Source organism: Neobacillus sp. Fa239 (genome assembly GCF_055395235.1).
This window is the reverse complement of sequence record NZ_AP041611.1, coordinates 18,967-37,500: the sequence shown is the minus strand read 5'-3', so window position 1 is coordinate 37,500 and position 18,534 is coordinate 18,967. Positions and strand designations below refer to the sequence as shown.

General features: G+C 38.8%; 14 protein-coding genes and 2 riboswitches (1 of these 16 only partly in view). Of the genes, 1 reads left to right on the top strand and 13 read right to left on the bottom strand.

Features of this window, described 5'->3' with window-relative positions; all coding sequences use genetic code 11:
- The 8 genes from ACZ5XR_RS00175 to ACZ5XR_RS00140 all read right to left on the bottom strand — a co-directional run.
- Positions 1-877 carry the 5' portion of a serine hydrolase domain-containing protein gene (locus ACZ5XR_RS00175; RefSeq protein WP_464499730.1) on the bottom strand. 251 nt of this gene lie to the left of the window's left edge, so only the first 877 of its 1,128 coding nucleotides appear in the window; its start codon is at positions 875-877; its stop codon lies beyond the left edge, outside the window.
- A 95-nt stretch (positions 878-972) separates the two neighbouring features.
- On the bottom strand, positions 973-3,006 hold the full coding sequence (ptsG, locus tag ACZ5XR_RS00170) for a glucose-specific PTS transporter subunit IIBC (RefSeq protein ID WP_464499729.1): 2,034 nt from the start codon (positions 3,004-3,006) through the stop codon (positions 973-975).
- A 190-nt stretch (positions 3,007-3,196) separates the two neighbouring features.
- The gene (gene glcT, locus ACZ5XR_RS00165; protein WP_464499728.1) at positions 3,197-4,039 is read right to left on the bottom strand and encodes a glucose PTS transporter transcription antiterminator GlcT; all 843 of its coding nucleotides are present in this window, start codon (positions 4,037-4,039) and stop codon (positions 3,197-3,199) included.
- Positions 4,040-4,196: 157 nt separating this feature from the next.
- Positions 4,197-5,522 carry an NCS2 family permease gene (locus ACZ5XR_RS00160; protein ID WP_464499727.1) on the bottom strand — a complete coding sequence of 442 codons (1,326 nt, stop codon included), beginning with the start codon at positions 5,520-5,522 and terminating at the stop codon, positions 4,197-4,199.
- Positions 5,523-5,644: 122 nt separating this feature from the next.
- Positions 5,645-5,746: riboswitch (purine riboswitch) on the bottom strand.
- A gap of 103 nt (positions 5,747-5,849) precedes the next feature.
- The gene (gene guaA / locus ACZ5XR_RS00155; protein WP_464502184.1) at positions 5,850-7,379 is read right to left on the bottom strand and encodes a glutamine-hydrolyzing GMP synthase; all 1,530 of its coding nucleotides are present in this window, start codon (positions 7,377-7,379) and stop codon (positions 5,850-5,852) included.
- Between the two features lie 140 nt (positions 7,380-7,519).
- Positions 7,520-7,621, bottom strand: a riboswitch (purine riboswitch).
- Between the two features lie 38 nt (positions 7,622-7,659).
- Entirely contained in the window at positions 7,660-9,873 is a 2,214-nt protein-coding gene (locus tag ACZ5XR_RS00150; RefSeq protein ID WP_464499726.1) for a DUF4129 domain-containing transglutaminase family protein, read from the bottom strand.
- Complete coding sequence (locus ACZ5XR_RS00145; protein WP_464499725.1) at positions 9,870-11,078, bottom strand: DUF58 domain-containing protein; 1,209 nt, start codon at positions 11,076-11,078, stop codon at positions 9,870-9,872. The genes ACZ5XR_RS00150 and ACZ5XR_RS00145 overlap by 4 nt, the downstream gene beginning before the upstream one ends.
- A 3-nt stretch (positions 11,079-11,081) precedes the next feature.
- A complete protein-coding gene (locus tag ACZ5XR_RS00140; protein ID WP_464502183.1) occupies positions 11,082-12,023 on the bottom strand; it encodes an AAA family ATPase in 942 nt (313 codons plus the stop codon).
- 575 nt (positions 12,024-12,598) lie between these two features.
- On the opposite strand from ACZ5XR_RS00140, the gene ACZ5XR_RS00135 reads away from it, so the two are divergent.
- Positions 12,599-12,919, top strand: a complete 321-nt coding sequence (locus ACZ5XR_RS00135; protein ID WP_464499724.1) for a hypothetical protein — start codon at positions 12,599-12,601, stop codon at positions 12,917-12,919.
- A 169-nt stretch (positions 12,920-13,088) separates the two neighbouring features.
- Here ACZ5XR_RS00135 and ACZ5XR_RS00130 read toward each other — a convergent pair whose 3' ends face one another.
- The 5 genes from ACZ5XR_RS00130 to ACZ5XR_RS00110 all read right to left on the bottom strand — a co-directional run bounded on the left by ACZ5XR_RS00130 (position 13,089) and on the right by ACZ5XR_RS00110 (position 18,195).
- A complete protein-coding gene (locus tag ACZ5XR_RS00130; RefSeq protein ID WP_464499723.1) occupies positions 13,089-14,051 on the bottom strand; it encodes a carbohydrate kinase family protein in 963 nt (320 codons plus the stop codon).
- Between the two features lie 76 nt (positions 14,052-14,127).
- Positions 14,128-15,105 carry an ABC transporter permease gene (locus ACZ5XR_RS00125; RefSeq protein ID WP_464499722.1) on the bottom strand — a complete coding sequence of 326 codons (978 nt, stop codon included), beginning with the start codon at positions 15,103-15,105 and terminating at the stop codon, positions 14,128-14,130.
- The gene (locus tag ACZ5XR_RS00120) at positions 15,102-16,664 is read right to left on the bottom strand and encodes a sugar ABC transporter ATP-binding protein (protein WP_464499721.1); all 1,563 of its coding nucleotides are present in this window, start codon (positions 16,662-16,664) and stop codon (positions 15,102-15,104) included. Before ACZ5XR_RS00120 ends, ACZ5XR_RS00125 begins: the two co-directional genes overlap by 4 nt.
- A gap of 104 nt (positions 16,665-16,768) precedes the next feature.
- Positions 16,769-17,737, bottom strand: a complete 969-nt coding sequence (locus ACZ5XR_RS00115) for an ABC transporter substrate-binding protein (protein ID WP_464499720.1) — start codon at positions 17,735-17,737, stop codon at positions 16,769-16,771.
- A 326-nt stretch (positions 17,738-18,063) separates the two neighbouring features.
- Complete coding sequence (locus tag ACZ5XR_RS00110) at positions 18,064-18,195, bottom strand: DeoR family transcriptional regulator (RefSeq protein WP_464502182.1); 132 nt, start codon at positions 18,193-18,195, stop codon at positions 18,064-18,066.
- Between the last annotated feature and the right edge of the window lie 339 nt (positions 18,196-18,534).

Genomic DNA, 18,534 nt, shown 5'->3' with positions numbered 1-18,534 from the left:
CAGTTGCACTGTCAATATAGCCTGTCTCCATTTTATCAATCTCATTTGAAGGCAATAACTTGTTATTATGGATGGCATTATCGTATTTCAGCATATCATCTGCGGTTGAAATAATATCCCCGTATCCTGCGAGCTGGCTTTCATCATCTTTTTCTACTACCTTTTTCATATTTTTATATCCAGTTGCAAAATTTGTTGCGTCGATTTTCCTTAAATAAGTATGGTTCATTCCAGCAGGTTTAAAAATATGGTCTTGAAAGTATGTTATATAATTTTCTTTCGAAACCTTTTCAATTATATAGGCAAGAATCATATAGCCTGTGTTGGAATACTGATACTTTGTTCCAGGAGGAAAGAGCAATGTCTGTTTTCTCATTAAATCAATAAATGCTTCCATCGTAATCGGCTTCGTTGTATCGGTAAGTTTTAAATGATCAGCAATTCCTGAACTGTGAGTTAATAAGTTATGGATGGTGATTTTATCACCATTCGGAAAATTTTTAATGTATTTTCCAATAGGGTCTGTTGTTTTTAATTTCCCTCTGTTTTCAAGCTGAAGAATCGATACAGCTGTGAAAGACTTCGTCAGCGAAGCTATCCGGAATTGCGTATTCATTCGATTCGGAGTTCCAGCCTCTTTATCAGCAAAACCATAGCTTTTTTCAAAAATGGCTTTTCCATCTTTTGCAACCAGCACAACACCGTTAAATTGACTATCTAAATTATTATGATTCATAAATGCTTCAAGCTTTTGCTCCGTGCTTCCCTTTAAATCTGAATGCTCTGTACTTCCAAATACAGTGAAAGCAGCTATAATAATAAGCAGAAAAACTCCAAAGGGAACAAAAAACCATTTGACTAATTTTTTTATATGCAAAATTGCCACCTCTCATTAAAAGCTTTTCCTACAGTATTATTATAATTGTTTACCATATGAATGAAAAATAAAAGCCGGCCAAAGGCCGGCTGTTATTATTTCGTAATTTTTACAATTCCTGCTTGTTTCAAATCAATATGACCTTGTTTTTCAAGGACAACTTTTTCGTCTTCCGCCAAGTTCGTGAAGACAATCGGCGTAATAATGGAAGTTGCATGTTCTTTAACATAGTTTAAATCAACTTTAAGTAATGGCTGGCCTTTTTTCACTGTATCATTTTCAGCCACCAATGTTTCAAAGCCTTGACCTTTTAAATTCACCGTATCGATTCCAACATGGATCAAGATTTCACGTCCGTTGTCAGATAAAATACCAATCGCGTGTTTTGTCGGGAACAAGTTAACGATTTTTCCATCAACAGGCGATACAACAGTCCCTTCGGAAGGCACGATTGCAAAACCATCACCCATCATTTTGCCTGCAAAAACTTGGTCTGGTACTTCTGTGATAGCTTTAATTTCACCTTTTAACGGAGCAACAAAATCATCTTTCACTTGAACCGCCTGTGGTGCAGCTTGGTCCTTTACAGCAGCAACAGCTCTAGGGCGTTTACCTGCCATAATATCTTTCATTTGACCCTTGATGGTTTCAGAACGTGGTCCAAAGATCGCTTGAATATTGTTACCTACCTCAAGGACACCTGCAGCACCAAGTTTTTTCAGTTGGTTTTTATCGACTTCTTTTATGTCATTAACTGAAACACGAAGACGGGTAATACACGCATCTAGATGAGCAATGTTTTTCTGACCGCCCATCGCATCTAGAATATTGGAAGCAAGGTCGTTAGCTTGAACATTTCCTGTCGTAGCGTCTTCTTCCTCTTCCAGTTCACGTCCTGGCGTTTTAAGGTTGAATTTACGAATAGCAAAGCGGAATCCAAAGTAATAAATAACTGCAAAGACTAAACCAACCGGAATGACTAACCAAGCATGTGTTTGCGGATTAATCAAACCAAACAATGTGTAGTCAATTAAACCACCTGAGAAGGTCATACCTATTTTTACATTTAAAAGCTGCATAATCATAAAGGATAATCCGGCAAATACCGCATGGATACCAAACAACACTGGTGCAACAAATAAGAATGAAAATTCAATCGGTTCAGTAATACCTGTTAAGAATGAAGTTAGACCAGCTGAGAACATGAGACCGCCGACAATCGCTTTCTTTTCAGGTCTTGCTTCGTGATAAATCGCTAAAGCTGCTGCAGGAAGACCAAACATCATAAAAGGATATTTACCAGTTGTAAATGTTCCTGCAGTTAAATGCTTCACGTTATCTTTAATCTGTGCCATGAAAATAACTTGGTCACCATGTACAACTTGTCCAGCTTTTGTTGTATAAGATCCGAATTGATACCAGAATGGAGCATACCAAATATGGTGTAATCCAAAAGGGATAAGCGAACGTTCAATCAAACCAAAAATAAATGCCGAAAGCGTCAAGTTTGCATCTACCATGTGGGTGGAGAAATAATTTAAGCCGTTTTGGATTGGCGGCCAAATGATAATCATAATTAAACCCATAATAACTGCACTGACAGCTGTTACGATTGGAACAAAGCGCTTACCAGCAAAGAATCCTAAATAGGATGGCAGTTCAATTTCAAAGAATTTGTTATACATGGTCGCTGCAATAATCCCCATGATAATACCGCCAAATACACCTGTTTGCAGTGTTGGAATTCCCAGAACCGATGCATAGCTTTGCGGATGCTTCGGTAAACTGTCAGCCGTTATTCCTAATGCTGTTCCCATCGTTGCATTCATAATTAGGAAGCCAACGATAGCCGCAAGTCCGGCAACACCTTCCCCGCCAGCTAGCCCTACTGCAACCCCTACTGCAAATAACAAGGAAAGATTTCCGAAGATTACATTACCCGCCTGCTCCATAATACTTGCAACCATTGCAACTCCATGATTATTAAGAAACGGTGCCAGGTTAAGTAATGTTGGATTTTGAAGGGCATTACCCAGTGCCAATAAAATCCCCGCAGCCGGCAGGATTGCAACCGGAAGCATTAGAGCTTTACCGACTTTTTGCAAGACGCCAAAGGCTTTTTTAAACATAAAAATTTCCTCCTCATTTTTCCATTTTCTGCTCATTAAGCGTTTACATTATTGTTAAAAAACAACAAAAAAGGCATGAGTAAAAGTTTAATCAAATGAAGATATAGGTGTAGATTACCCCTAACACTTCATTTCAATTAATCTTTTCACTCATGCCTGATCGTATCAGTAACACGTAAAAAAATAATGGCTATTTAATTTTTTTCTGAAGGCGCTGCAGATGCATCGTTAAATAAACTGCTTCCGCATCGAAAACCTTCATTTTTAATGATTGCTGCATCACCTTAATGAGCTTCCATGAAAGATTATAGCATAAAGGATATTCTTCTTTCAAGAGGGCAGATATTTTTTCTGGTTCCTCTACCCGCTCCTCTTTTATAACTCTTTCAATCGCAAAACGAAGATGACGAACCAGCCTCATATAATCAATTCCTTCTTTATCGATCGTTATAGCAAGCTGTTCCTCAACCATTTCGACCAGACGGCTGATGAGCTGTGAGTGCTGATTCACATCAGAAAGATTTTTATTGGTTATCGAACTATGAATATGCAGGGCGATAAAACCAATTTCGCCAACCGGCAGAGCAATCCCCGTTTTTTCCTTGATTAATTCGACAACCTCTGAGGCTATTTCATATTCGGATCGATAAAGTGCTTTTGTTTCCACCAGAAACGGATTAGAGACATCCATTCCCTGATTAGCTCTTGTAATCGCAAACATTAAATGGTCTGTTAAGGCAACATGGATATGCTCATTAAGAGTGAAATCGGTTCGTTGCTTGATCCATTCAATGGCAGATATAATGACATCTAAATATTCATTATCAATAAAAGGAAGAAGTTTAATGTAACTTTCTTGTTCCTTTTCGTTTTTTAGGACAAATAGTTTTTCTACTTTTTCGGTATCAATAAAATCGCCCTGCTTTCGGTTAAAACCAATACCTTTGCCGATTAACACGACTTCTTCATAGGCTGGGTGCGCAGCAATCAATACGTTATTATTTAATACCTTTTCAATAAGTAATTTTGGCATAAGCTTCTTTTCCCCATTTCACCTAGCTTACCATTAGTATTTTCATGGTATAAGAGACAAAACAGGAAGTCAACGACAAATTCTGACTATTCCCACAGTAAATATGACAAAAATCCAAAAAAAAACAACCGCGACTTATGGCGGTTGTTTTAAATACTTATCTTAAAACAAGATAAATCAAGAAGATCACGAAGAAGAAATACATGATTGGGTGTACTTCTTTAATGCGGCCTTTTACGATCATAGTGATTGGGTAAAATATGAAGCCCATCGCAATACCTGTAGAGATACTGTAGGATAACGGCATCACTATGATGGTAAGGAAAGCAGGAACCGCAATTTCAAACTTTTGCCAGTCAATCTTCCCTAAAGAGGAAACCATTAGTACTCCGACAATAATAAGAGCCGGCGCCGTTACAGGTGCTGTGATTACTGATAATAAAGGAAAGAAAAATAGTGCTAGAATAAATAGAGCAGCCGTGACGAGAGACGCAAATCCTGTTTTCGCCCCAGAAGCAACCCCTGCAGACGATTCAATATAAGAAGTAGTTGTGGACGTTCCAAGAACAGCCCCTACAATTGTTGCAATCGAGTCAGAAAGTAATGCTCTTCCGGCGTTAGGAAGCTTATTATCCTTCATTAGCCCCGCTTGGTTTGCAACTGCAACAAGTGTTCCAGCATTATCGAAGAAATCAACGAATAGAAACGTTAAGATAATTCCTATCATTCCTGTTGACCAGAAAGAGCTGTCCCCAAAGGATGAAAATACAGCACCGAATGTTGGTTTAATGCTTGGTACGGTAGAAACAACTGCAGTGGGAACCTTAATTAAATGAAAAATCATACCAACAATAGCGGTGATAATCATCCCGAAAAATACGGAGCCTTTTATTCCTCTTGTCATCAAGATGACTGTAATGATAATACCAAAAATAGCGAGCAAAGCTGGACCTTTTGTAAGATCACCTAGACCAACAAGTGTTGCATCATTTTTAACAACAATCCCCGCATCCTGAAAACCGATAAATGTAATGAACAACCCAATCCCTGCTCCAACAGCATGTTTTAGTTCAACAGGAATAGCGTTAATGATTTTCTCACGAAGCCCTGTTAGTGTTAAAAGGAAGAAGAAAACACCCGAAATTAAAACGGCGCCAAGAGCATGCTGCCAAGGGATTTTACTTCCTAACACAACTGTATAAGCAAAGAATGCATTTAACCCCATTCCCGGCGCTAATGCAAGAGGATATTTTCCGAGCAGCCCCATCACAATAGAACCAATGGCTGAAGCAATCGCCGTTGCAACAAAAACGGAACCATAATCCATTCTCATTGCATCTGGCAAGCCTTTAATGCTTGCTAGTGACAATGTAAGCGGATTGACCACCAAGATGTATGCCATTGCTAAGAAAGTGGTCAAACCACCAATAAATTCTTGACGATAACTTGTACCTAGTTCCTCAAATCGAAAATAGTTTTTCAATTCCCTTTCCTCCTATTTATTTCTTTGTATAATCTTAAAATATTCAAAAAAGCGCTCCGTTATCCACCGGAGCGCTGACTTAAGGCATATGTAAACAAGAAAAGGATTTATAAAACCCTTTTTTCCATACAAACTCACCTCGTAGTCAAGCTATTTACGGTAGCTCGGTAGAAACTTCTGGGCCATATCCCCAAGATTATACGACACAATATGACAAATAATTAGTACATTGATATCATACCAAGGACAAAGTTATCTGTCAATAAAAAATACGAACGTTTTTTATTTTAAAAATAAAAACGTTCGTATTTTCTTCCCTCTATTTTCTTATTCCCATTCTATTGTAGCCGGCGGTTTGCTCGTAATATCATAAACAACGCGGTTTACATGTGCCACTTCATTGACAATCCTGGTTGAGATTTTTTCAAGGACATCCCAAGGGATCCTCGCCCAATCAGACGTCATGCCATCAATCGAAGTAACAGCGCGAATGCCGATGGTGTAATCATACGTTCTGGCATCCCCCATTACCCCAACGCTGCGAATGTCGGGAAGGACAGTAAAATACTGCCAGATTTCTCGGTCAAGTCCGGCTTTTTTAATTTCCTCACGTAAAATCCAATCCGATTCCCTAACAATTTCCAGCTTATCCTCTGAAATTTCCCCAAGCACGCGAATGCCAAGCCCCGGACCAGGGAATGGCTGCCTCCAGACAACGTCATCAGGAATGCCAAGCTCTGTTCCTAACGCCCGAACTTCATCTTTAAATAAAGTATTTAATGGCTCAATTAAAGTAAATTGCATATCCTCCGGCAGGCCGCCTACATTGTGGTGGGATTTAATCGTTTGGGCCGTAGCCGTACCGCTTTCGATAATATCCGTATAAAGTGTTCCTTGCGCTAAAAATTCAATGCCTTCCAGCTTCGCCGCTTCATCATCAAAGACATAAATAAATTCATTGCCAATGATTTTGCGTTTCTTCTCTGGATCTGAAACGCCCTCGAGTTTAGACAAGAAACGGTCCCTTGCATCAACTTTGATAACATTCATATTGAAACCTTCAGAAAATGTTTTCATGACACTTTCCGCTTCATTTTTTCGAAGTAATCCGTGGTCAACAAAAATACAGGTCAGTTGGTCACCGATTGCTTTATGGATTAGAACCGCGACAACAGAAGAGTCGACGCCCCCGCTTAAAGCACAAAGGACCTTTTTGTTCCCAACGGTTTGGCGAATTTTGGCCATTTCCATTTCAATAAAGTTTTCCATCGACCAATCGCCGCTGCAACCACATACGTTAAAGGCAAAATTCTTAAGGAGGTCATTCCCATAAACCGAATGGCGAACCTCTGGATGGAATTGGACCGCGTAAAGCTTTCTTGCCTCATCGCTCATTGCTGCAATCGGACAGGTAGGGTTGGTTCCGTCCACCGTAAAACCAGAGGGCGCCTCCACTACTAAATCACCATGACTCATCCAAACAACCTGTTCATCAGGCAATCCCTTATACAGTGCTGACTGATTTTGTAAAGTCATCGTCGCTTTTCCATATTCACGCTGCGATGCTTTTTCCACCTTACCGCCAAAATGCACGGTCATTAATTGCATCCCGTAACAAATGCCGAGAATCGGTAAACCCATATCAAAAATTCGTTCATCACAACGGAAGGAGTTTTCATCATACACGCTGTTTGGTCCACCAGAGAAAATAATTCCTTTCGGATTTAATTTCTTGATCTCCTCCACTGTAATCGTATGGGGATGAAGCTCACTGTAGATTCCAAACTCACGAATCCGGCGTGTGATGAGCTGATTATATTGGCTTCCAAAGTCTAAAACAACAATCATATCTTGCATATTTGTCAAAGCGGCCACCTCTTTTTTAGGATTAGTTTTTACTTCAATTGAAAAAACAATAATAAAAAAAGAAAACTAGTATTCTTCTTTCCGTAAAAGTCAGGAAGGCAGAATTCTAGTTTTCTCGCAAAAACGCTTAACTAAAAAATATCTGCCTTCATAGTCAGGCCATTTACGGCGACCCGGTAGAGACTCTCGAACCCTATTATCGAGGATATATGAAGGTAAGTAATGTACCCTATTGAATTAAAACATATTGTAACAATAGGTCTTTTTTCGGTCAAGCGATTGTCTTTTTAATTAAATTTTCCCACAATTCCCGCGTATCCTCCCAGGTTCCTTTTGGAAGATTCTGCTGATATAAATACTTCTCATAGCATGCGGTTAACCGGGTCATTTCTCTGGACGAAAAGAATGTATCCACATAGCGGGCATAATTCCGCAACGTTTGATTTTCCTTTCGTTTTAACCCAAACCGATCGAGCTGATGGAGAAGGATCGGATAGGTCCGCACAATATTTGCATCTTTTTTCGTAAATTTATATCTCATGAGTAAATAATAAGGGTACCATTTTCCACGAATTCGGTAGAAAATCCCAAAAACCCCTGCTAAGCCAAGAAGGATGAATACGATCCTTCCCCAATTTTCTTTTAATAGTGAAACGATGTTTCCCCAAATTGGTTTGTGATCCAATTTATTTATTACCGGGGACTGGGCATTTTCAGCTAAAGGCTTTTTTAGAGGTTTTTTGACAGGCACCGGCGTTGATTGCTGGTTATTTTTCGGTGTCGTGCTATTTGAAAAATAATTGATGTTCACATTAAGGTAAAAACCCTTGGTCGGTTCAAACGGTACCCAGCCTTGATTCGGAAAGAAAACTTCCACCCAGGAATGAGCATTATTATTGGTAATTTCATAAATCGATTTCGAGGAATCTGCATCACTATATCGCAAAAAATCCCCACCGGTATACCCTTTTATCCAGCGGGTCGGAATGCCGATACTCCGCAGCATAATGGCCATCGAGGAAGAGAAATTATCGCAATAACCCCGTTTTGTATCAAATAAAAATTGGGCGACATAATCTTCCTTCCCGGACGGATAAGCAACGTTTTTTTGATCATACGTAAAATCCGGACCGCCTAAATAATCTTCAACGGCTTTTGCCTTGTCGAACCAGTTAGTCTCCTTAGCGGTAATTTTTTCGGTTAATTGTTTTATGTTTGACGGCAAGCCTTTAGGCAGCTGGGTGTATTGTTGATAAAATTCTGCACTCATTGTAGAGGAATCAAATTTTTTGGTTTTCCTTAACGCAGTTGCATTGTATTTCGGTACCTTAAAGTCGATCGAATACTGTTTAGGAGCAATGGGTTGCTGCTTATCATCATCAGCAGTAATTTTTTCTTTTGTTGTATCAATCTCAAAAATATTGTTATCGCCATAATTGGGGTTGATCTTTAGAATTTTTTGAATTCCTGCCGGATAAATGATAAAAGGGTACTTGGCTTGACTTGCTGCTGTAACCTGTGCGGTCTCATGAAACGAATCCACTGTATTAAAGAAAGAAAGCACAGGAACAAATTCAGGCAATTTAAATTGAATGGGTGTAGATCCTGACGCGATCCATCCCTTTCCTGTGTACAAATCCTTTGTTTCTACCTTCCAGTAATTTTGCTCAGTGGATTCTATAAGATAGACAATTTTGCTGTCACCAATAAACGGCCCACCTAAATGAGTATCATCCAGCCCATAACCGATCGTTTTCGTGCCGCCCGCTCTCGCTCCATATTTATGATCACCTTTCAAATAGGGGACGGGGTCCGGCAATATCGGTCCGGCCTTTGGTGCGGATATGCCGACTAATACACTAAAAGCAATCATGATCGCAAGGGGAATCATCCATTTGCCTGTCGGGGCGAAAACCCTTGAAACCTTTTCCTTTAGAATCATTCTGTAAAAGGTAAGCATCCCCATGACAACAAATCCGGAAACAACCGTTCTGACAATGGCAAATGTTGCGCTATAAGGAGTAAATGCATCCAACACCGTTATGTAGATCAAGGTCATAAAGAAAAACAGAAAAATTCGCTGGCGGTTTAACATCCAATATTGAATTAAATAAACCATCACCCATAATAGAAGAAAAAATAAAAGTGTACGAAATTCACTTGATAGATTGTTCCAATCTCCAGTAAACAACATTCTTATGTTTTTTACTACATCACCGATAAATGCTTTCAGCCAGCTAAATTCCATGAAGCTCGCTTGATAGTGCAGGTGATTAATGGAATACAAAATATAAATCATCTTTAACGGCCATTGCCAGATCCATTTTAGGCGAAAAAAAGACATGGAAAATGCAATGAGTAAAAAAACAATAAATACCCCTACATGGCCGGTATCCGTTAACTGTTCAATCGGCCTAAGCCATTCCCATAAAAGAAAAAATCCCAGTGCATATAAAAGGAAGACGGGAAAGTCTCTATTTCTCATCGTAAGGCCACCTCCGAGAAGGCATGAGCATAATTTCCTTCGTGAACCATCACCATTCGAACACCACGCGCATTTGCAATTGCTATAAGTGAACGTTCCATCTCTGTCGGTGCTTCTTTTACGGCTTTTATTAAAAAAATAGTAATCGAACCTTTTCTTTGTCCAAGGAAGCTGGCTTTTTCAATTAATGGTTTCGTTAAGTTCGCGGTAACGAGCATAAAGGAAACAGCTTGCTGGATGAATAATCCTTCTGTTTCCAATACCTTTTCAAAAGGAACAAAGCTTTTGTCCTCAATTTTGGCAAGATGGTAAAACAGCTGCTGGAGATGCTGTTCTCCCCCCCTGATAGGCAGCGTGGCCCGCTCTTTACTAATGGTTAATAATCCGCTTTGTGCTCCCTTTTTCAAGACCGAACGCAATAAAGAAGCCGTAAAGGAGACGATTGCCTCAAACCGTTGATCCGGAACGCAATCCATCACCACAAACACATCATGTGATTGACGCTGCTCAAATTCCTTTGTCATAATTTCGTTCCGTTTTGCTGACGCTTTCCAGTTGATCCAGGAGAACCGGTCACCCGGCTGATAACCCCTGACTCCAATCGCCATGGAAGTATCCCGCTGCACGCGCTCTCTGGAGGCGGTTAATCCCTGTTCATATTGATTTTCGTATGGTCTGTAAACGAGTTCTGTGTACGAAGGATAGACAATGATTTTATTTTCAGCAATCACCGTTTTTTCTTTTTCAAATAATCCAAGCGGATCACCGGTACGAATGGTAAAGGAGTTTAAAAAATGTTCTCCTCTTGGCAGTTCTTTTATCGTGTATTCATAAGAAAATTCCTTTTTCATTCCAGGCAGCATTAGCACGCTCAGCTTATTTTCAAGCTTGAAGGACTCAGCTAAATTGTCGTTGATGACACAATAAAACAAAGGAAAAAAGGAGGCTCTCTTTACAGTTACGATCACCTTTAAAGGTTCTCCGGCATTATAGTCGGATTTTGGGATGACTCTCTTCACTTCCATTTCATTTAATGAATAAAAGGAAAGGGCTAAACAATAGAAGGCAAATGGCGAAAAGCTATAAAATAAAAACCAGCTGACAAATCCCCCTTGAAACAGGGCATAGAACAAAGCTAAAAAAATCAGTATGATCAATAAAATGAATTTCCCTGCTTTTTTTAATGGCTTCCACACTTTTTTCATTGTTTACTTCACAAGCCTTTTAATCGGAACCGGAACTCTGCCAACCACCATGTTGACCACTTCTTCTGCAGAAATCCCTTCGAATTTGGCTTCCGATTTTAAAATGATCCGATGGGATAGGACGAATGGTGCTAAATATTGAATATCGTCCGGAAGAACAAAATCGCGTCCATACATATAGGCATAGGCCTGAGCCGCCTTCATCAAAGCAATCGAACCGCGCGGGCTCGCTCCAAGATAGACGCTGCCATGCCCCCTTGTCCGGTTAACAATTTCCACAATATAACGTTTAATCGTTTCATCCACGAACACATCCTTAATTTCCCTTTGCAGGTCCAAAAGATCGTCTAAATCAATCGCAGGCTCCAGCTCTTCAATTGGCGGTACCTTCTGTGCCCTATTTAGGACCTCTATTTCTTCTAGCAGGTCCGGGTAGCCCATTTTCATTTTTAATAAAAAGCGGTCAAGCTGAGCTTCCGGAAGTGGGTAGGTTCCTTCATATTCAATCGGATTCTGTGTCGCCATCACGAAAAAAGGCTTGTTCAGCTTATGTGTGACACCATCGATGGTGACACTAGCTTCCTCCATTCCTTCTAAAAGGGCGGATTGAGTCTTTGGCGAGGTTCGGTTAATTTCATCGGCAAGGATAATGTTTCCCATTAACGGACCTGGGCGAAATTGGAATTCCAGTTCCTTTGGATTGTAAATAGATATTCCTGTGACATCGGACGGAAGCAGGTCAGGGGTGAATTGGATTCTCCGGAAGCTGGCATTGACCGATTTGGCTAGAGCGCGGACCATCATCGTCTTTCCCACGCCAGGTACGTCCTCCAATAGGACATGCCCTTCCGCAAGCAATGCCACAAGGCTTAATTCTGCTACATTCCTTTTTCCAATCATCACCTTTTCGATGTTTTCTATTATTTTCTCTATCATAGAATTCATATTTTCACGGGACAATGTTCTTCCTCCTCCAATGGTGTAGCAAACCAATTTTTGGCATTAATCTTATTTATTCTAGATTGCTTGTAAAAATCCTGTAAAAAAATAAAAATGCCGGATAATTAAATAATGGTTTCTTCAGAAGATTTTAGACCTATTACGGACACTTTGGTCTTTTTCTTCTTCGGTTTTGTCCGTAAGAGACCCGATCGCGGACACTTTGACTCTTTTCCTCGACCCGTTTTGTCCGTAAGAGACCCGATCACGGACACTTTGATTTTTTTCCTTGTCCGTTTTGTCCGTAAGACACCCGATCACGGACACTTTGACTCTTTCCTTCGTACGCTTTGTCCGTAAGAGACCCGATCACGGACACTTTGATTTTTTTCCTCGTCCGTTTTGTCCGTAAGACACCCGATCACGGACACTTTGGAGCTTTTCCTCGCCTGTTTTGTCCGTTATGCGTATTCCTCCTTTATTAAATAATCCCTTTATTAATGTTCAAATATTTGTAACACCATTTATAGAAATTCAATGTCATAATTTATGTAGATAAATCAAAATAGGAGGCGATTATTTTGTTTAACTTCTTAATTTTTGTGGTTTTAGTCCCTGTTACAATCATGTTGCTGGGTGCTTTTGTAAATGGCTTGTTTGAATTGACCCAGGAAGAAAAAGAAGAAAGAAAAAGAATCATTAGAGAAGGTATTGAAGGATATCTTGATCGGACGTTCGGTTATGAAACAGCTAAAGTATTCAAGAAAATACTCTATTCAGACGGCCTTTTAAGCTATGTGATCTATTTGCCGAATTACCAGTGGTTTAAAACTCCTAAATACCAATGGTTTGAAGTGTATGCAACAGATAACGGCTTTACTCATACTGAAATTGAAAGATAATCGTTGGTGCCTGTCACCAAATAGAAAAAAGACTTGTTCTCATCAATGATGAGAACAGGTCTTTTTCTATTGAGCGGATGATTACATCATGCCGCCCATATGGTTTTAAGCTGTAACATTTTTAACGATGGTAGAATCAGCATTCTGCAGGCATCTAGTAAAACAGTTACTAAATTTGATTATCCATTAGTTTCTTAACTTCTTCCATGCAAGGCATGCTTAATATTGCACCTTTCCTTGTTGTGACAATTGCTCCAACCGCATTTCCAAATATAATAATTTCTTCCATATCATCCATGTTTAAATCAGCAATAGGTTTATTTTTTTCTAAATATTTATATAAAACGCCACTAAAGAAGCCATCTCCAGCACCTGTTGTATCAACTGGATTCACTTTAAAGGATTTAAATTTTCCTATGTTCTCCCCTTTTCGATAAAAACAGCCTTCTGCTCCTAAAGTGACAAATATAAGGTCTGTGTTATACTGCTCAACCAGTTGTCTTGTTCCTTTTTCTAAATCTACCTTTCCAGTAATGAATTCCAACTCTTCCTCCGAAAGCTTTACGATGTTTGCATATTTCAATCCCTCTTTAATCATTTTCTTTGCATGCTCTAGATTTTTCCAAAGTAAAGCCCTTAAATTAGGATCATAGGAAACAACTTTCCCTTGTTTTTTTGCTACTTGGATTGTCTTTAAAGTGGTAGTGGCAGCTGGTTCAACAGTGAGGGAAAGAGAACCAAAATGAAAAATTTTGGTTTGAGCTATGATATTTTCATTAATGTCAGCCTCTGTTAACTTGGTATCCGCACCTGGATTTCGATAAAAACTGAATGAGCGGTCACCATTTTCATCTAAATGAACAAATGCCAGCGTAGTTTTTGCTTTTTGGGTAAAGGATAATCCTTCGCAGCATATGTTTGTATCTAATAAAACTTGCTTTAAATAATGTCCAAATTGATCATCCCCTACCTTACCAATGAAACAGGTCTTCTTGCCTAATTTAGTTAAGCCCGCTAATACATTGGCCGGGGCACCACCAGGATTTCTTTCAAAGACAATTTTGCCAGGCTGAGAAGAGTTATAAGGAGTTAAATCAATTAATAACTCTCCAAGAGCTGTTACATCATACATTTGAGCCTCTCCTAATTTCTAGAATTTATTAAGCCAGAAGACTACTCTTCTGGCTTTTTATTTGAAAGGAACTAATTTAACTTTTGCTTCGTAACCTATCAAGAAGCACGGCAATAACAATAACGATCCCTTTTACAACTTGTTGCCAGTAATAATCCACGTTAAGCAGCGTCATTCCGTTCGTTAACACAGCCACAATCAAAACCCCAGTGATAGTACTTTGTATACGGCCACGTCCTCCTACAAAACTAGTACCACCCAGTACAACAGCTGCTATCGCATCTAGCTCAAATCCTATTCCTACCATGGGTTGTCCTGAGAACAAACGCCCTGCCATCACAACGCCACTAACACCGGCCAATAAGCCACTGATGGAATATACATTAATCAGGGTGCGATTAACTTTAATCCCTGTAAGATGTGCAGCTTCTTCATTACCGCCAATAGCATAAACATGTCGCCCGAACATCGTATATTTTAAAACGATTAACATGATGATATAAACAATTGCCATCACATAAATAGGAGTAGGAATCCCCAGAATGTCACCTGCTCCAATGAACTTAAACTGCTTTGATGCCAAAACTACCGGATATCCGCCGGTTATAACATAAGCCACCCCCCTCAGGTAGGTCATACTTCCAAGCGTCACAATAAAGGAAGGCAACTTAGGTACAGCTGCTAAAAATCCATTAATAGCCCCAGCAACATATCCTACAGCAACTCCTACTAACATAGCGATAACTGGAGGAGTTCCGGCATTTGATAGTAATACAGATATAACGCCGCTCAATGCAAGGGTTGAGCCTACCGATAAATCAATTCCTCCTGTTAATATAACTACAGTCATCCCAGCTGCCAGAATGGCAGTGATTGAGCTCTGCTTTAGTACGTTTAAGATATTACTTGTGTCCGTGAAATTCGGTGCAACAATAATCATTACTATGATTAAAAAGGCAAGAATTATTACCATGCCCATCTGATTAAAAATCTGTTTTAACCTTTCCTTGAATGAAACTACGGATGGACTTGACATTTGTAAGTTTGTATTCATTGTTTAACCCCTCCTGTAGCATAGTACATAATTTTTTCTTGCGTAGCTTCATCACGAGATAGTTCAGCTTTTAGTTTTCCCTCATGAATCACTAAAATCCGATCACTAACTCCTAATACTTCTGGTAATTCTGAAGAAATCATCAATACAGCAAGCCCTTGTTCTGCTAATTTACTTATGATTTTATGAATCTCAGTCTTTGCACCTATGTCTACACCACGGGTCGGTTCGTCAAGCAGCAGTATTTTTGGACCAATAGATAACCATTTAGCAATAACAACCTTTTGTTGATTTCCTCCGCTAAGGCCCATAACATTTTGTTCCTTTGATGCCGTTCTTACTCCAAGTTCTTTAATGTATCGATCCGCATCACGATTCATTTGCTTATACTGCAATAGTTTAAATTTACGATAGGTTGGCAATTGTGCCATTAGTATATTTTCTTTTACAGATAAATTCGGTAATAACCCCTGTTCCTTCCTGCTTTCAGGAACATGAGCAATGCCAAGTTTTATTGCGTCAATAGGACTTTTTATATGAACGGGCTTGCCATCCAAAATTATTTGACCCTCTGACAGTTCGGATAATCCAAAGATTGTTCTTACCAGCTCAGTCCGTCCCGCACCGACAAGGCCTGCTAAGCCCACAATTTCACCAGGGTAGATTTTTAGCGAAATCCCCTTTACAACTTTCTTGTCAGAGACATTTTTTAACTCAAGGACTGGTTTTTGTTCAGTCCTAACAATACTTTCGATTCTTTCTCTTACAAATAGCTCATTTAACTCTCTTCCTACCATAAGTTTTACTAGGTTCTCGGGATTTGTATCCGAAATTGGCCCACTTGTCACCCAATGACCGTCTCTAAGAACTGTAAAGCGATTTGAAATTTTAAAAATCTCATCCATTCGATGAGAGATATAAACAATAGCTACGCCTTTTCTTCTTAATTCTTCAATGATGCCAAAAAGCTTTTCTATTTCTTTATCTGTCAGAGATGCCGTCGGTTCATCCATAATTAAAATCTCAGAATTAAGTGATAAAGCACGAGCAATTTCTACCATTTGTTGTTGGGCCACACTTAAGGTGGAAACATCCGCCCGAGGATCCAAGGAAGATCCTATGGATTTTAAAACCTGGGCAGCATTTTCATAAATATCATTCCATTTTATTAAGCCCAGCCTATTTTTCTTAAATGTTGTCCCCATCATAATATTCTCACCAATGGACAAATTTGGTGAAAGGCTTATTTCTTGGTGAATAACACTGATCCCTTTATTTCTTGCTTCCATTGGATTATTCCAATGTACTTCTTGATTTTTATATTCAATTGTTCCTCCATCAGGCTGATACACTCCAGCCATGATCTTCATTAAAGTAGATTTCCCTGCGCCATTCTCCCCCATCAAGGCATGAACTTCCCCTTTATAGAGTTCGATATTAACGTTTTGCAACACCTTGACACCGGAAAATCCCTTCGAAACCGCCTTCATTCTAAGGATGGGTAACTGACTCTCTGGTAGACGACGATTTATTTGTTCTTGAAGCTGAAATACTGCCATTAGTGCCACTCCCTAAGTCTCTTTTTAAGCCCTATTTTACTAGGATATAAATATAGTGCTCCTGATAGAGCACCATATTTTACCTCCACTAGAGTGAAAATCAATTACCAGCCACTATAGGAATTAACATTATCTTTAGTGATAAATTTAGTTGGAATTAGAACTTTTGAGTCAACTTTCTTTCCATCAATGATTTTTAATCCTAATGCAACACCATCAATAACCATTTGATTCGGGAATTGTGCTGAAGTACCAGCAAAGCTTCCGCCTTTTTTCAGCGCATCAACTGCAGAAGGCGCACCATCGACACTTACGACAAAGAATTCATTTTGTCTACTAGCTTGTTGTTGAGCAATTTGTACTCCATCAGCCTCTTCATCATTTATTGTAAATACTGCATCGATTTTTTTGTTTGCTGTTAGTGTACCTTCCATTACGGTAAGAGCCTTTTCACGATTACCCTCACCATTTTGGTTAGCAACAACCTTGATATCTGGGTATTTTTTAATTACTTCGTTAAAACCTTTAATTCGGTCTGTCACTGCTGAAACAGGAGGTCCATCAATAATAACAATATTACCTTTTCCATTAAGTTTTTTTACAAGGTACTCCGCAGCTAATTTACCTGCTTGAACGTTATCAGACATAACCACTGTGTTAATGCCACCTTGTGCAAATCCATCAAGAGCAACAACCGGAATACCTGCTGCTTTTGCCTCACTAACTGCACCGGCAATACCTGCAGAATCAAATGGGCATAATAATATTAAATCAACTTTTTTTGTGATAAAGTCTTCAATTTGTGAAGTTTGTTTAGCAAGATCTTGATCCGCACTTACAGTCGTTACATCAGCATTATACTTAGAAGCAACTTCTTCAGCCCCTTTAGACATCGCTACAAAGTATGGATTACTTAAATTTGGAACTGTTAAACCAATCTTTAGCTTTTTCTCAGTATTAGACTTGCCATCTGTTTTACTTGATTTAGAAACGCTTTCATTATTGCTGCATGCACCTAAAAAGCATAAAGTTAAAATTAGTAATACTATGTTAAAAATTTTAAAGTTTTTCATGGTTTGTAATTCCTCCTACATATAGTTTTGTAAAGAAATAGATACTTCTAGCAAAACACAATCCTTGTAAAAAAATCTGTAATACCGTAGTATAAAAATGAGTGCTAAAATTTGTATTAATTTTAGATATACTCAGGCAGGGTTATGATTTTGGGCTTTTTTCCATTTGGTCGTGGTTGCCCTGAATCGTAACCTTTTTTTGTGATTTTTTCACTTTTCTCCCTCAAAGAACAAGTTAATTAAAACGATTAAAATCTCTTCTATTATTTTCACAACTCTATAGGCATCACCTCCTAAAAATGATGTGGATACTTTTTAAACCGTTTTCATTTAAACGCCTTCATTTTTCGCCTTATCTGATATCCCTCTAGTTCTATTAAGTCCCTACGAATTGTTGATTCAGACAAGTCGAATTGTTGACTTAATTCTTGGACATCCACTCTGCATTCTTGTTGAATAACTCTAATATGGCAGACTTTCTTTCTATACCATACACAGAATCGTTTCCCTCCATTTATTTGAAATGCAAAGTTTGACCGTTTTAGCTCATTTTTGGATGAATTTGATGTTTTATGCTCATTTTTGATTATATGTGCTATTTTACCAATTTACAATATATATTTTAAATTGTGAAAATTTTAAAAATAGAGGAACAGGTACGGACTTCGAATGGTATGAATTTGAGAGAAATGACAGTAGTTTTGAAAAAGAAAAATCGAAGTATAAATTCTAAAATAAAAAACTAAACGGAAAAAGGAGTTTCTCAGAAGTACTTTGGTGAAGTCTATTTTAACGAA